Source organism: Pseudomonas frederiksbergensis (assembly GCF_001874645.1).
GTDB lineage: Bacteria > Pseudomonadota > Gammaproteobacteria > Pseudomonadales > Pseudomonadaceae > Aquipseudomonas > Aquipseudomonas frederiksbergensis_B.
On the sequence record NZ_CP017886.1, the window covers coordinates 3,097,396 to 3,112,285 of the forward strand.

15 protein-coding genes are annotated in these 14,890 nt (G+C 62.2%); 3 read left to right on the top strand and 12 right to left on the bottom strand.

All coding sequences use genetic code 11. The annotated features are described in order from the left end of the window. From BLL42_RS14845 to exbB, 6 genes are all read right to left on the bottom strand, one after another. Nucleotides 1–1,401 carry an aminoacyl-tRNA deacylase and HDOD domain-containing protein gene (locus tag BLL42_RS14845; RefSeq protein ID WP_071552776.1) on the bottom strand — a complete coding sequence of 467 codons (1,401 nt, stop codon included), beginning with the start codon at nt 1,399–1,401 and terminating at the stop codon, nt 1–3. A gap of 78 nt (nt 1,402–1,479) precedes the next feature. Beyond that, nucleotides 1,480–3,555, bottom strand: a complete 2,076-nt coding sequence (gene recG, locus BLL42_RS14850) for an ATP-dependent DNA helicase RecG (protein WP_071552777.1) — start codon at nt 3,553–3,555, stop codon at nt 1,480–1,482. Nucleotides 3,556–3,564: 9 nt separating this feature from the next. Then, nucleotides 3,565–4,488 carry a hydrogen peroxide-inducible genes activator gene (locus tag BLL42_RS14855; protein WP_071552778.1) on the bottom strand — a complete coding sequence of 308 codons (924 nt, stop codon included), beginning with the start codon at nt 4,486–4,488 and terminating at the stop codon, nt 3,565–3,567. 312 nt (nt 4,489–4,800) lie between these two features. Next, nucleotides 4,801–5,550: an energy transducer TonB family protein gene (locus BLL42_RS14860; RefSeq protein WP_071552779.1), complete on the bottom strand. Its 750-nt coding sequence runs from the start codon at nt 5,548–5,550 to the stop codon at nt 4,801–4,803. Then, nucleotides 5,547–5,975 carry a TonB system transport protein ExbD gene (exbD, locus tag BLL42_RS14865; protein WP_071552780.1) on the bottom strand — a complete coding sequence of 143 codons (429 nt, stop codon included), beginning with the start codon at nt 5,973–5,975 and terminating at the stop codon, nt 5,547–5,549. The genes BLL42_RS14860 and exbD overlap by 4 nt, the downstream gene beginning before the upstream one ends. A gap of 6 nt (nt 5,976–5,981) precedes the next feature. After that, the gene (gene exbB / locus BLL42_RS14870) at nt 5,982–6,977 is read right to left on the bottom strand and encodes a tonB-system energizer ExbB (protein WP_071552781.1); all 996 of its coding nucleotides are present in this window, start codon (nt 6,975–6,977) and stop codon (nt 5,982–5,984) included. Between the two features lie 188 nt (nt 6,978–7,165). On the opposite strand from exbB, the gene BLL42_RS14875 reads away from it, so the two are divergent. Continuing rightward, nucleotides 7,166–8,023 carry an NAD-dependent epimerase/dehydratase family protein gene (locus BLL42_RS14875; RefSeq protein WP_071552782.1) on the top strand — a complete coding sequence of 286 codons (858 nt, stop codon included), beginning with the start codon at nt 7,166–7,168 and terminating at the stop codon, nt 8,021–8,023. Between the two features lie 112 nt (nt 8,024–8,135). Here the strand turns inward: BLL42_RS14875 and BLL42_RS14880 are convergent, their stop codons facing one another. The 6 genes from BLL42_RS14880 to BLL42_RS14905 form a co-directional block, all read right to left on the bottom strand. Beyond that, nucleotides 8,136–8,876 carry a hypothetical protein gene (locus BLL42_RS14880; RefSeq protein ID WP_071552783.1) on the bottom strand — a complete coding sequence of 247 codons (741 nt, stop codon included), beginning with the start codon at nt 8,874–8,876 and terminating at the stop codon, nt 8,136–8,138. A 55-nt stretch (nt 8,877–8,931) separates the two neighbouring features. Further along, nucleotides 8,932–9,312: a deaminase RidA gene (gene ridA / locus BLL42_RS14885; protein ID WP_003229509.1), complete on the bottom strand. Its 381-nt coding sequence runs from the start codon at nt 9,310–9,312 to the stop codon at nt 8,932–8,934. Nucleotides 9,313–9,350: 38 nt separating this feature from the next. Next, nucleotides 9,351–11,456: a bifunctional GTP diphosphokinase/guanosine-3',5'-bis pyrophosphate 3'-pyrophosphohydrolase gene (gene spoT, locus BLL42_RS14890; protein WP_071552784.1), complete on the bottom strand. Its 2,106-nt coding sequence runs from the start codon at nt 11,454–11,456 to the stop codon at nt 9,351–9,353. Between the two features lie 57 nt (nt 11,457–11,513). After that, nucleotides 11,514–11,777, bottom strand: coding sequence for a DNA-directed RNA polymerase subunit omega (gene rpoZ, locus BLL42_RS14895; protein WP_003177259.1), 264 nt, complete (start codon nt 11,775–11,777; stop codon nt 11,514–11,516). Nucleotides 11,778–11,944: 167 nt separating this feature from the next. Continuing rightward, entirely contained in the window at nt 11,945–12,565 is a 621-nt protein-coding gene (gene gmk / locus BLL42_RS14900) for a guanylate kinase (RefSeq protein ID WP_071552785.1), read from the bottom strand. Between the two features lie 12 nt (nt 12,566–12,577). Further along, a complete protein-coding gene (locus BLL42_RS14905; protein WP_071552786.1) occupies nt 12,578–13,441 on the bottom strand; it encodes a YicC/YloC family endoribonuclease in 864 nt (287 codons plus the stop codon). Between the two features lie 270 nt (nt 13,442–13,711). On the opposite strand from BLL42_RS14905, the gene rph reads away from it, so the two are divergent. Together rph and BLL42_RS14915 are read left to right on the top strand one after the other, a co-directional pair. Next, nucleotides 13,712–14,434, top strand: a complete 723-nt coding sequence (gene rph, locus BLL42_RS14910) for a ribonuclease PH (RefSeq protein ID WP_071552787.1) — start codon at nt 13,712–13,714, stop codon at nt 14,432–14,434. A 43-nt stretch (nt 14,435–14,477) separates the two neighbouring features. Then, on the top strand, nt 14,478–14,846 hold the full coding sequence (locus BLL42_RS14915; protein ID WP_019694276.1) for a DUF4870 domain-containing protein: 369 nt from the start codon (nt 14,478–14,480) through the stop codon (nt 14,844–14,846). The last annotated feature ends 44 nt before the right edge of the window (nt 14,847–14,890 follow it).

Genomic DNA, 14,890 nt, shown 5'->3' on the forward strand with positions numbered 1-14,890 from the left:
TTAGGGCTGGCTGAACTGCGAGGCGAGTTCGCGTAGGAGGACTTCGGCTTCGAGGACTTTGCTGACGACGTCTTCGGCTTTGTCGCGGGAGAGGCCGAGGCGGTCGAGCAGGGCGTCGGGGATTGCTTCGTCGGGGCCGGAGCCGATGCCACGGCTGCGCAGCAGGCGCACGGTCAGGCAGACGAGGTTCGGGTACTCGGCGTAGTCGCCGTCGTAGCTTGGGTCGTGCTGGAAGCGCAGCGCAGTGGCCAGTTCGTCGGGCATGTCCCAGTAGCGCATCAGCCACGCGCCGATCTGTTCACGGCTGATGCCCAGCAGGTGTTGCTCGACAAAGCTGTGGCACAGGTGCGGGTTGACCTCCAGGTGCCGACAGATCAGCGAGAAGTGCGGCGGGAAGACGTGGGCCAGCAGCAAGTAGCCAAAGTTGTGCAGCAGGCCGGCGAGGTAGGTCAGGCCGGCTTCCGGGCGCTGGGCGCGCGGCATGGCGCGGGTCAGGCCTTCGATGACGGCGGCGGTGTAGATCGATTGCTGCCAGTACGGCGTGGTCTGTTGCGGGTGGTCTTTGGGCAGGCTCAGGGTTTTGCCCAGGGCCAGGCCCAGCGCCAGGTTGATCACCAGATCAAAGCCCAGCACGCGGACGATCGCGTCTTCCACTGAACGAATCTTGCCCGGTGACGCGTAGTACGGCGACGCTGCCCAGCTCACCACTTGCGCGGCCAGCGCCGGGTCGGTTTCGACGACGCCGGTGATGTCGTCGATGGTGGCGTTGGGGTCGACCCGCAGCTTGATGATTTTCTGTGCGGTTTCGGCCAGCGGTGGAATCTCGATGGTTGCTTCCAGGCGTTGCTGAATACGTCGCGCCGTGAAGGCCTGCACCGCTTGGGTGATTTCCTCGCGGTCATCGTCGGGGCGGTCGAGGTTGGGGCGGATGAGGCTCAGGGCTTCGCCGAAGTTTGCGGCGCTGGCCTTGGTCAGCATGCTTTTGAAGTCTTCGCGGGTGACTTCCAGCAGCACGCCGGGCTCGCCCGAGTTGATCAGCAGCAAAGGTTCGCGCAGCAAGCTTGCTTCGTACAGGCACGGCGAGCTGGTGAGCGCTGGCAGGCCGGGCAGAAAGCTCAGGTTGTGTTTGCCGAGCATGCGCTCCAGGCGTTCCAGCGGCACGGCGGTGAGCCGGCGGCCGGTGAGTTCGGCGAGGCGGTTGAGGTCCAGCAACTGGCTCTGCGGGAACAGCACCATGAGCGCGCCGACAGCGTCGTCGAGCAACACCGCTTGCACCTTGCGGGCGGGGTTGAGGCTCGGGCGATCGAGCACTTCGGCGTAGCGGATGCCCAGTTTGCCGAGCAGCAGCCGGATAACAGACGGTGCGTGCGGGGCTTCGGGTGCGAGGGCAACTTCGGTCATGGCCTGTATCCGTTTTCAAACAATCGCAGGAGTATACCCAGCTTGTTTAAAACCATGGCCCTGAAACTGAGACACTGCTCACACTTGGCCGTATTGCTGCCCATGTCGTAGCCAGCGGTCGAGCAACGGGCTGACGTGATGGGGCCATCGTTCGAGCAGCGCCTGGGCCGCGTCGCGTACCGCTGGCAGCAGGTCGGCGTCACGCATCAGGTCGGCGACCTTGAATTGCAGCAGGCCGGTTTGTCGGGTGCCGAGCATTTCGCCGGGGCCGCGCAGTTCGAGGTCTTTTTCGGCGATCACGAAGCCGTCGTTGGTCTCGCGCATGATGCCCAGGCGTTGACGGCCGATCTGCGACAGCGGCGGATGGTAGAGCAGCACGCAGTGACTGGCGGCGCTGCCCCGGCCCACTCGTCCACGCAGCTGGTGCAATTGCGCCAGGCCGAGGCGCTCGGGGTTTTCGATGATCATCAGGCTGGCGTTGGGCACGTCGACGCCGACTTCGATCACCGTGGTCGCCACCAGCAGGTGCAGCGCGCCGGCCTTGAATTGCGCCATGACGTCGGCTTTCTCGGCGGGCTTCATGCGGCCGTGGATCAAGCCAACCTTCAGCTCGCCGAGGGCGGCGGTGAGGTCTTCATAGGTGGTTTCGGCGGCCTGGCAGGTGAGCTCTTCCGACTCTTCAATCAGCGTGCACACCCAATACGCCTGACGCCCTTCGGCACAGGCAGCACGCACCCGTTCGATGACTTCAACCCGGCGGGTGTCGGTGACCAGCACGGTGTTCACCGGGGTTCGGCCGGGCGGCAGTTCGTCGAGGATCGAGGTGTCGAGGTCGGCATACGCACTCATGGCCAGGGTGCGCGGAATCGGCGTGGCGGTCATGATCAACTGGTGCGGGCACATCCGCCCGCCAACGCCTTTCTGCCGCAGCGCCAGCCGTTGCTGCACGCCGAAGCGGTGTTGTTCGTCGATGATCACCAGCGCGAGGTTCTTGAACTGCACTTCGTCCTGGAACAAGGCGTGAGTGCCGACCACCATCGGCGCGCCGCTGGCGATGTGTTCCAGTGCGGCAACGCGGTTCTTGCCCTTGAGCTTGCCGGCCAGCCAGGCGACTTCCAGGCCCAGCGGTTCGAGCCAGCGCTTGAAGGTGATGAAGTGCTGTTCGGCGAGGATTTCGGTGGGCGCCATCAGCGCGACTTGATAACCGGCCTCCAGCGCCTGCAAGGCCGCGAGGGCCGCGACCACGGTTTTACCGGCGCCAACGTCGCCCTGAATCAGCCGCAGCATCGGCTCGTGCTGGCTCAAGTCGTAGGCGATTTCATTGCCCACCCGTTGCTGCGCGCCGGTCGGCGGGAAGCCGAGGTTAGCCAGATACTGAGCCGGCAGCCTGGTGGCCTTGGGCATGGCCGGCGCCCGCAGCGCCCGCATGCTTTCACGCAGGCGTTGCTGCGACAGCTGATGGGTCAGCAGTTCTTCGAAGGCCAGACGGTGCTGCGCCCAGTGATGACCGAGGGCGAGTTCGTCGACATCGGCGTCGGCGGGCGGGTGATGCAGGTAGCGGATCGCGTCGGCCAGCGGCGCCAGTTGGTAGTCCCGCGCCAGCTCTTGTGGCAGCCAGTCAGGCAGGCTGCTGGGGCCGAGCAGCGTCAGGGTTTGCATGCACAGTTGGCGCAGACGCTGTTGGGTCAGGCCTTCGGTGAGCGGGTAGACCGGCGTCAGGGTTTCATCCACCGGCGGCGGTTCGTCGCCGGTGATGGCGCGGTATTCCGGGTGGTAGATTTCCAGCCCCGACGCACCGGGCCGGGCCTCGCCGTAGCAGCGCACACGGGTGCCGCGTTTCAGGCCTTCCTTTTGTGCGTTGCTGAAATGGTAGAAGCGCAGGCTGAGCCCGCCGGTGCCATCCTGCAGGCGCACGACCAGGCTGCGGCGGCGGCCCATGACCACGTCGGCGCCGCTGACGGTGCCTTCGATCACCGCATCCTGACCCGGCCGCAAGTGGCCGATCGGCACCACGCGGGTGCGATCCTGGTAGCGCAGCGGCAGGTGGAACAGCACGTCCTGGAGGTTTTCCAGGCCGACCTTGGCCAGTTTTTCGGCCATGGCTTCGCCAACACCCTTGAGTGCCGTGACCGACACCTGCGACAGCTCTGTCATGGCTAACGCTTAACCCGCAACCGCTGGCGGCTTGGCCACCGAGCACAGGCGGATCGAGTCAGCGAGGATTTCAATCGCTTTTGGCCGTGGGAAGCTGGCGCGCCAGGCGATGGCCACGGTGCGGAACGGCACTGGCGGCGTCAGTGGGCGCACTTCGAGCACGCCGGGGGCGTAGTGATGGCTGTCGACGGCCGAGAGCGGCAGGATCGAGATGCCCAGGCCGGAGGCGACCATGTGCCGAATGGTTTCCAGGGAGCTGGATTCGACCGTGGTGTGCTTGGCACCATCGTTGCCTTTGGCCAGGGTCGGGCAAGCTTCGAGCACCTGATCGCGGAAGCAGTGGCCTTCGCCGAGCAGCAGCAGGCTCTTGTCGTTGAGCAGGCTGGCGTCGATGCTTTCTTTCTCGGTCCACGGGTGCTGGGCCGGCATCAGGACGTAGAACGGCTCGTCGTAGAGTGGCAGGGTCAGCACATCGGCTTCGTTGAACGGCAGGGCGATGATGATCGCGTCGAGCTCGCCGTTGCGCAGTTTGTCGCGCAGTACGTGGGTGAAGTTTTCTTCGATGTACAACGGCATCTGCGGGGCGACCCGGTGCAGTTGTGGAATCAGGTGCGGGAACAGGTACGGGCCGACGGTGTAGATCGCGCCGACTTTCAGCGGGGCGGTCAGCTGGTTTTTACCGGCCTGGGCCAGCTCGCGAATGCCTTGGGCCTGTTCGAGGACTTTCTGGGCCTGGGCGACGATGCCTTCGCCGACCGGGGTCAGGCGCACCGCGCTTTTGCTGCGCTCGAAAATCAGCACACCGAGTTCGTCTTCAAGCTTTTTCACGCCCACCGACAGGGTTGGCTGGCTGACGTGGCAACGTTCGGCCGCGTGACCGAAATGCTGCTCTTGGGCGAGGGTAACGATGTAGCGTAATTCTGTGAGGGTCATAGCGGGCGTCCATGAAGATGCGGCCAAGCATACCGGCTGCAATCGATAGACGCACGTTATCAGACTGGGGGAGCAGAGCGACACTGGGCAATGCCTGTTTGGCGCTGGCAGATATGCAAAAGGCACCTTTCGGTGCCTTTCATAAAAGATCGAAGATCGCTTCCGCTTCTGTAGCAGCTGCCGCAGGCTGCGTTCGGCTGCGCAGCAGTCGTAGAATCAGGCACCGCGGTCGTTCAAGTAAATCGCGCGTATAGGATTTACGACTGCTGCGCAGCCGAACGCAGCCTGCGGCAGCTGCTACAAGGCTGGTCTTCAGCGTCGGCGTTTTTCCAGGGAGTAAGCGAACGGTGCGACGATTTCGATCGAGCCGTTGCTCAGCATGTCGGCCGGTGGCTTGGGCAGTGGCTGGGCGCGGCGGATCATTTCCAGGGTGGCCCGGTCCAGATCGGCGTTGCCGGAGCGACCGACCAGCTCGTACGACAATACCTTGCCTTCAGCGTCGACCACGAAGCGCAGACGGTTCAAGCCTTCCTTGCCACGCGATTGGGCGGCCGGCGGGTACTTCTTGTACTTGGCCAGGTGCGCCAGCAGCGTGCTTTGCCAACTTTCCTTGGCCGCATTCTGCGCAGGCGACGGGCCGGGGGCAGGTTGCGCGGATTTCTCCGTCGGAGCGTTGGTCGGCTGTGCGTCGCTGGGTTTTTCCTCAGCCGGTTTTTCCTTCGGCGGCTCAGGCTTTTTCTCCACCGGTTTGGGCGGTTGAGGCTTGGGCTTGGGTTTGACCGGTTTGGGCACCGAGATCGTCGGTTTTGGCGCTTCCGCAAGTTTCGGCAACGGCAGCTCTTCGGCCGGGGCCGGTGGTTGTGGCGGCGTGATGACCTTGGGCGGTGCGGGCGACGGCGGTGCCGGAACCGGCGCCAACTCGACCATCATCGCCATCGGCGGCAGCTCGACTGGCGGTGAGGACTTCCAGTTGAGTGCGAGCATAATCGCGACCGCATGGACGCCCAGCACCACGGCCAGGCTACCACCGTAACGCGTCAGCTTTTGGCGCGTCGTGATCATTTCTTGGCTGCCGTCTCAAGTCCGACCAGACCGACTTTCAGGTAGCCGGCGGCCCGCAGGGCATCCATCACGTGCATCAGGTCGCCGTAGTCCACGCCTTTATCGGCTTGGAAGAAGATGGTCGTGTCCTTCTTGCCCTGGGTCCGTGCGTCGAGGGTCGCGCCGAGGGTTTCGGTTTTGACTTCGTCTTCGCCCAGGTACAGGCGCTGGTCGGCCTTGACGCTGAGGAACACCGGTTTCTCCGGCCGCTGCGCCGGTTTGGCGGTCGAGGCGGGGAGGTCGACCTTGATGTCCACGGTGGCCAGCGGGGCGGCCACCATGAAGATGATCAGCAGCACCAGCATCACGTCGATGAACGGCGTGACGTTGATTTCGTGGTTCTCGGCGAGATCGTCGTCCGCGCCTTCCTTTAAATGCAAGCCCATGACGGATTACCCTACTTTGACCATGTGCGGTTGCGAGGCAGTGCGCTCGGCCGGCAGGTGGTCAAGGTCGCGGCTGACCAGCAGCAGGACTTCAGCCGAGGCGTCGGAAACCTGAGCCTTGTAACCGGCGATGGAGCGGGCGAAGACGTTGTAGATGACGACCGCAGGAATCGCAGCCACCAGGCCCAGCGCGGTGGCCAGCAAGGCTTCGGCGATGCCGGGAGCCACGACCGCGAGGTTGGTGGTCTGGGTTTTGGCGATGCCGATGAAGCTGTTCATGATGCCCCACACGGTGCCGAACAGCCCCACGAACGGTGCGGTGGAGCCGATGGTGGCCAGCACGCCGGTGCCGCTGCTCATGTTGCGGCCACAGGCGGCGACCAGGCGCTCGAGACGGAAGCTGACGCGTTCCTTGATGCCTTCTTTTTCGCGGCTGTTGGCCGACAGGCGCATTTCTTCCAGCGCGTCGTGGACCAGCAGGTTGGCGAGGGTGCCTTCCTTGGCCGCACTGACACTGGCTTCTTTAAGGGTGGTGGCTTTTTTCAGGCTGGCGATTTCACCGCGCAGACGACGCTTGGCGCCCAGCAACTCAAGGCCTTTGGCGATCCAGATAGTCCAGGTGATGATCGAGGCGATCGCCAGACCGATCATCACGATTTTCACGATGATGTCGGCGTTCTGGTACATGCCCCATGGCGACAGGTCGTGGGCCATGCCCAGGGAGTTGTCGGCTTCGAGGACTTCTGGTGCGTCAGCGGCAGCGCCTTCGGCGGCCAGTGCCGGGTCGGCGGCGACGGGCGTCACGACCGGGACGGCGTGGTCAGCGTTTGCGTGAACGGCTGGGGCAGAGGCTGTCGCGGCCGGTGCGGCGGCGGTCGGCTCATCGGCGAACGCGGCACTGGGGGCCAGCAGCAAGCTGAACAGCAGTGCGGCGACCGCGCTCATGGCGCGAGATGGGCGAGTAAGCGTGGTTGGCGAAGCGGAGAGAGGATTACGTGTCATGCTGGCCGGACCTGAGAGAAAAAGAGGGTTTAATGTCCTTCCAGGCCTCGTGGGCCGAGAACAAAAGTGGCAGGCATTATTGCAAGTAATTCTTGTTAACAAAAGTAATAGAGTCTCTTTTTTCTTTGATTGCTAGCCGCGCGTCTAATGCCAAGGCTAGCCTGTACCTTTCTGATGGGAGAATTTTGATGTCCGCGCCTTCTGTTTTAATCGCCGGTTGTGGCGATGTCGGCGGCCGTCTGGCCACTCAATTGCTGGCCTCAGGGTGGGAGGTTCATGGCCTGCGGCGTGACATCTCACGCCTGCCCGAGGGCGTTATTGGCGTTGCCGGCGACTTGTTCAATGAAGACTGTCCGGCGACCTGGCCCGTCGGTGCGGTGGATTACCTGGTGTATTGCGCGGCCGCCACCGATCACGATGAAGCCGGCTACCGCGCCGCTTATGTCCAGGGCTTGCAGCATGTGCTGGGTTGGCTGAACGACTACGGTCAGGCACCGAAGCGCTTGCTGTTTGTCTCCAGCAGCAGCGTTTATGGTCAGCAGAACGGTGAGTGGATCGATGAAACGTCGCCGACTCAAGCGGACGGCTATTCCGGGCGGGTGATGCTGGAAGCTGAGCAGGTTGCTTTAAACGGCGGCATCCCTGCCAGTCTGGTGCGCTTGACCGGGATTTACGGCCCGGGTCGTGAGTGGCTGTTGAGCCAAGTGCGTCAGGGGTATCGCGTCGCGATTGACCCGCCGCTGTATGCCAACCGGATTCATGTGGATGACGCGGCCGGGTTGTTGGCGTTCCTGTTACTGCGTGCCGAACGCGGTGAGTCGCTGGAGGGCTGCTATATCGGCGTCGACGATGCGCCCGCGCCACTGGCGGACGTGGTGGGCTGGTTGCGCGAGTACCTTGGGGTGACCGAGTGGGCCGAGGACGCCAGCGTGCGCCGTACCGGCAGCAAGCGTTGCAGCAACGCCCGCGCCAAGGCCCTGGGCTGGACGCCGCGTTATCCGAGCTTTCGTGAAGGGTATGCAGCGATTCTTGAAGGGCGTTGCTGACAAACAGAAAGATCGTCCGAACGCGGCCCGAGCCTGCGGCAGCTCCTACACCGAATATCTGTAGGAGCTGCCGCAGGCTCGGGCCGCGTTCGGACGATCTTTTAATCTGGAATCACTGTTTTTCCAGTGTCCATTGGCGATTGCCAGGGGCGAACGAAGGCACTTCGTCTGCCTGGGATCCGTTGACCGCCTGGAAGATCTCCATCTGTTTGCCGTTGCGGGTAAAGATCCACGGGTTGCCCTGGCCGCTCAGTTGCAGCCAGACGGTGTCGTGGCCGCCGCTCATGGAGGCGCAGTCGCCTGCCAGGCACAGCGCGTAACGGTCAGCGCCGGGCAGGCCTTGAACGGCGCCATCGGCCTGGAACTGAACGGTGCTGCCAATGCCTGGACCGTCGACGATCTTCCAGCTACCGCCGAGGTACGCCGAGTACAGCGCGCGTTCGAAGCTGGCGCCCAGTGGCGCGCCCTCAGGAGCGGCATCTGTGGCGCGGTCAAACAGTTGCCCTGGCTCGTTGTCGTTGGCCACTTGCTGCAATTGTTTGCCGTCGCGCTTCAATTCGGTGGCAGCGCTGCCATAAATCTCGATTTTCCAGGCGCCGGACTGCTCGCCCAGTACCTTGCCTTCGATTTTCTCGAAGCCATTGCTGTAGCGCGCCTGGCTGGCCTTGGTGTTGACGTCCCACTCCAGGTTCGGGCCATAGGCCTGGAGTGCTTCACGCAGTGGGCCGCCCTTGGCCGCAGCATCGATTGCTGACTGGTTGATCCAGGTGCCACTGATGTCGCGGTCGGCAGGGTTGCTGGCGCAGCCACCGAGAAACACCGCGAGCAACGAGAGAGCTAGCGCTTTGCGCATGAGGAGATCCTTACAGAACGAAGTCGGCGCAGCCCAAGGGACTACGCCGTACGTGTTACTCGATGACCAGAATGGCATCCATTTCAACCTGCGAACCCTTTGGCAGGGCAGCCACGCCGATGGCGGCGCGCGCCGGGTAAGGCTGGTCGAAGTACTTGCCCATGATCTCGTTGACCTTGGCGAAGTGGCTCAGGTCGGTGAGGAAGATGTTCAGTTTGACGATGTCCTTGAATGAACCGCCAGCGGCTTCGGCCACGGCTTTGAGGTTCTCGAACACCTGGACGGTCTGGGCTTCGAAGCCTTCGACCAGTTCCATGGTTTTTGGATCGAGCGGGATCTGACCGGACATGTAGACGGTATTGCCAGCCTTGATCGCCTGGGAATAAGTACCGATGGCGGCCGGGGCCTTGTCGCTGGTGATAACAGTCTTGGTCATTTATGACTCCTTGTAATTGGGGGGGCTATGTGGACGCGCTAAGCACGCATGCGGGTGATGCGAATCACCCCGGTCAGGGCGCGCAGTTTCTTGATCACGCGGGCCAGGTGTACACGGTCGTGCACGCTGACCACCAGTTGGACCACGCTGATACGACCGTCGCGTTCGTCCATGCTGATTTTTTCGATGTTGCCGTCGGCAGCGTTGACGCTGCTGGCCAGCAAGGCAATCAGACCGCGCTGATGTTCCAGCTCGACGCGCAGTTCGACATTGAATTCGCCGGTGACATCCTTGGCCCACGAGAGCTGGATGCATTTTTCCGGGTTGTGGCGGATTTCGCTGATGTTGCGGCAGTTGTCCAGGTGCACGACCATGCCTTTGCCGGCGGACAGGTGGCCGACAATCGGGTCGCCCGGGATCGGCGTGCAGCACTTGGCGTAACTCAGCACCAGGCCTTCGGTCCCGCGAATCGCCAGCGGACCTTCCGGGCTTGGCAGCTGTTCGCCTTCGCCGAGCAGACGACGCGCCACGACGTAAGCCATGCGATTGCCCAGGCCGATGTCTTCCAGCAGGTCTTCGATCAGTTCGAGGCGGTATTCGTTGAGCATCACCTTGATGCGCTCGGCCGGGACTTTTTCCAGCGAGCTGTCGAAACCGTTGAGCACCTTGTTCAGCAGGCGTTCGCCCAGGCTGATGGACTCGGAGCGGCGTTGCAGTTTCAGCGCGTGACGAATGTGCGTGCGGGCCTTGCCGGTGACCACGAAATTGAGCCACGCCGGGTTTGGCCGTGCGCCCGGCGCGCTGACGATCTCGACCGTCGAGCCGCTTTGCAGTGGTTCGGACAGCGGCGCCAGTCGACGATTGATCCGGCAGGCGATGCAGCTGTTGCCGACGTCGGTGTGCACCGCGTAAGCGAAGTCGACCGCCGTGGAGCCTTTTGGCAGCTCCATGATCCGGCCCTTTGGCGTGAACACGTAGACCTCGTCCGGGAACAGGTCGATCTTCACGCTTTCAATGAATTCCAGCGAATTGCCAGCGCGTTGCTGCATTTCCAGCACGCCTTTGACCCACTGGCGGGCGCGGGCGTGAGTGCCTTTTGGCTGCTCGTCGCCGCTGGATTTGTACAGCCAATGGGCGGCGATGCCGTTGTTGGCCATCTCTTCCATTTCACGGGTGCGGATCTGGATTTCGATCGGTACGCCGTGCATGCCGAAGAGCGTGGTGTGCAGCGACTGATAGCCGTTGGCCTTGGGAATCGCGATGTAATCCTTGAAGCGCCCCGGCAGTGGTTTATATAAGTTATGCACAGCACCCAGCACGCGGTAGCAGGTATCGACCTTGTCGACGATGATCCGGAACGCGTAGACGTCCATGATCTCGTTGAAAGCCCGACGCTTGCCGCGCATTTTCGTGTAGATGCCGTAGAGGTGTTTCTGGCGACCGCTGACCTCGCCCTGAATGCCGTCGATGGCCAGGCAGTGGCTGAGGGATTCTTCGATCTTGTTGACGATTTCCTTGCGGTTGCCCCGGGCGCGCTTGACCGCCTGGTAGATCCGCGCGGAACGCATCGGGTGCATGGCCTTGAAGCCCAGGTCTTCGAACTCTATGCGGATGGCGTGCATGCCCAGCCGGTTGGCGATGGGTGCATAGATTTCCAGGGTTTCCTTGGCGATCCGCCGGCGTTTTTCACCGGACAGGACTTCCAGCGTGCGCATGTTGTGCAAGCGGTCGGCCAGTTTCACCAGGATCACGCGAATGTCGCGGGCCATGGCCATGGCCATTTTCTGGAAGTTTTCGGCTTGGGCTTCGGCTTTGGTCTCGAAGTTCATCTGGGTCAGTTTGCTGACCCCGTCGACCAGTTCGGCCACGGTTTCGCCAAACTGCGCAGAGAGCGCTTCCTTGGCAATACCGGTGTCTTCGATCACGTCATGCAGCATCGCGGCCATCAGGCTCTGATGGTCCATGTGCATGTCGGCAAGAATGTTCGCGACCGCTAACGGGTGCGTGACGTACGCCTCGCCGCTGCGGCGGCGTTGGCCGTCGTGGGCTTGTTCGGCGTAGAAGTACGCTCGGCGGACCAGGTTGACCTGGTCAGTGCCGAGGTAGGTCGATAAGCGTTCGGCGAGGGCGTCTATGCTCGGCATGATGACTCCTGCCGATGGCTGTGACCCCGCGCCGTTCTACGTCGACCAGGCATAGGCTTAGACGGCCTCGTTGGACTCGTCCTCGAACGCTGCGAACAGCGGTTCGTCTTCGACGATTTCAGCATTGGCGATGAACTCGTAGCTCATCAGGCCTTCAGCGATTTCACGCAGGGCCACAACGGTGGGCTTGTCGTTTTCCCACTGGACCAAAGGCTCTTTGCCGCCGGTGGCCAGTTGACGGGCACGCTTGGTAGAGAGCATGACCAGCTCAAAGCGGTTTTCCACGTGTTCTAGGCAGTCTTCAACGGTTACGCGGGCCATGGTATTCCTCGGAGCGAATGCAATATGCGCGCTGCCCGGTTGGGCGAGCGGACTCAACAGTTTAAAAAATCACCAGCGATTAGGGAAGCGCTGATTTTTTAACCAAGCCCTTCAACGCGCTGCAAGCACCAATGTAAAGCCCTTGCAGCAGTTTTGGGAAGAGCTGTTTAGCCGAGCAATTCAGCTAAAAGTTTTCCGTTGCGCTGCTGCTGACGCTTCTGATGCAGCTGATTGGCACGAAAAATCGCCTTCAAGTCGTGCAGTGCGTGGGCGAAATCGTCATTGATGATCAGGTAGTCGTAGTCGACGTAGTGGCTCATCTCGCTGACCGCTTCACGCATCCGGCCTTCGATGATTTCGTCGCTGTCCTGGCCGCGATTGGTCAGGCGCTGGTGCAAGGCCTGCAAGGACGGCGGCAGAATGAAGATCGAGCGCGCTTGCGGCATCAACTTGCGCACTTGCTCGGCGCCTTGCCAATCGATTTCCAGAATCAGGTCGTGACCTTCATCCAGGGTCTGCTGCAAGTGGCTTTGCGAGGTGCCGTAGAGATTGCCGAAGACTTCGGCGCGCTCGAGGAAATCCCCGTGTTCGATCATCTTCACGAACTCGCTGCGGTCGACGAAGTGATAGTTCACGCCGTTCACTTCACCGGGGCGCATGGCGCGGGTGGTGTGGGAAACGGAGACGCGGATCGCCTGATCAGCGTCGGTCAGGGCCTTGACCAGGCTGCTCTTGCCCGCGCCCGAAGGGGCGGAAATGATGTAAAGGGTGCCGGTGCTGTGGGTCATGTCGGGGTAGCCTTACTCAATGTTCTGCACTTGTTCGCGCATCTGCTCGATCAACACTTTGAGGTTGACCGCAGCCTGGGTGCTGCGCGGGTCGAAGGCTTTGGAGCCCAGTGTATTGGCTTCGCGATTGAGCTCCTGCATCAGGAAGTCGAGGCGCCGACCGGCAGCGCCGCCGGACTTGAGCACGCGGCGAACTTCGATGATGTGAGTGCTCAGGCGGTCCAGTTCTTCGGCGACGTCGCTCTTTTGCGCGAGCATGACCATTTCCTGTTCCAGGCGCTGCGGGTCGAGCTCGGCCTTCATGTCGGCAAAGCGGTCGAGCACCTTCTGGCGCTGGGTGGCGAGCATCTGCGGAACCAGTTCGCGCAGGGTCACCACGTCTTCTTCAATCGACGTCAGGCGCTCGTTGATCAGTCGGGCCAGCTCCGCACCTTCGCGCTCGCGGCCCGCCTTGAGTTCCTTGAGGCCTTCATTGAACAGGCCCAGCGCCTCGGCATTGAGCGCTTGCGGGTCGCTTGCGTCGGCGACCAGCACGCCAGGCCAGGCCAACACTTCCAGCGGGTTCAGGGCGGCCGGGTTCTTGATCAGGCTGGCGACGGTTTCGGCGGCGGCGACCAGTTGCGCGGCGCGCTCACGATCGACTTGCAGCGGTTTGCCGGTGGTTTCTTCGGTGAAGCGCAGGGTGCATTCGAGTTTGCCACGCGACAGGCCTTGGCGCAGTGCTTCGCGCACGTTGCCTTCGAGGTCGCGAAAGGACTCTGGCAGGCGCAGGTGCGGTTCCAGGTAGCGGCTGTTGACCGAGCGCAGCTCCCAGCTCAGGGTGCCCTGGCTGCCGGCTTTTTCGACGCGGGCGAAGGCGGTCATGCTGTGCACCATGGAGGTACCTCGCGATTCAGGCCGGCGCCGAACCCTGCGGGCTCAACGGACCTGATTAGATGAATTAAAGCCCACAGGCTGTAAAGGCGCAGGATTGTAGCGCAGTGCGGCGGATGCTCCCAAATGGCGCGTGTGACAAAGCGCTGCAGGTCGTCGCAGAGCGCGGTTCAGAGCCCTCGCTCGTCGCCCGGGTTTTTTAGAAGTGCCCAGCCGCGCCTGGTCGCCCTATAATGCTCGGCAGATTTCCGTCCTCCGTACAGGTGTTCCTCTATGAAACGTCCAAGTGGTCGCGCTGCCGATCAGCTCCGCTCGATCCGCATCACCCGCAACTACACCAAACACGCCGAGGGATCTGTACTGGTCGAGTTCGGTGATACCAAAGTGATCTGCACCGTCAGCGTCGAAAACGGTGTGCCGCGCTTCCTCAAGGGTCAGGGCCAAGGCTGGCTGACCGCTGAATACGGCATGCTGCCGCGCGCCACTGGCGAGCGTAACCAGCGTGAAGCGAGCCGTGGCAAGCAAGGCGGCCGTACGCTCGAGATCCAGCGTCTGATTGGTCGCTCTTTGCGCGCTGCGCTGGACATGTCCAAGCTGGGCGACGTGACCCTGTACGTCGACTGCGACGTGATCCAGGCCGATGGCGGGACGCGTACTGCCTCGATCACCGGTGCCATGGTTGCGCTGGTCGACGCCTTGAAAGTGATCAAGAAGCGCGGCGGCCTGAAAGGCGGTGACCCGCTCAAGCAGATGATTGCTGCAGTGTCCGTGGGCATGTACCAGGGCGAACCAGTGCTGGATCTGGACTACCTGGAAGATTCGGCTGCCGAGACTGACCTGAACGTGGTGATGACCAGCACCGGTGGTTTCATCGAAGTGCAGGGCACCGCTGAAGGCGCGCCGTTCCAGCCTGAAGAGCTGAACGCGATGCTGGAGCTGGCGAAAAAAGGCATGACCGAAATTTTCGATCTGCAAAAAGCTGCGTTGGCCGACTGATTGTTTTGATGTCCAGGTTCCGATGTCCAGCAAGGAGAGCGTCATGAGTGATGAGCAACTTCCGCTGCCAGTGCCGAGCCGTGAGGTTCGTCAGTGGGCCATGTTCTGCCATCTCTCGGCCTTGCTGGGGATCTGGGTGCCGTTCGGTTCACTGATCGGGCCGCTGATCCTCTGGCAACTGAAGCGCGAGATGGACCCGTTCATCGATGACCAGGGCAAGGAGGCGCTGAACTTTCAGATTAGCGTGGCCATTGCTTCGGCGATCTGCCTGTTGCTGATGGTGGTGGTGATCGGTTTCTTTCTGTTTGGCCTGGTGGCCATCGGTGCGCTGGTGCTGACGATCATCGCCGGGGTAAAAGCCAATGAAGGGCAGCTGTATCGCTATCCGTTCACTTGGCGGTTGATCAAGTAACGGTCAATGCTGATTTCCCCTGTGGGAGCAACGGTCTTCACCAT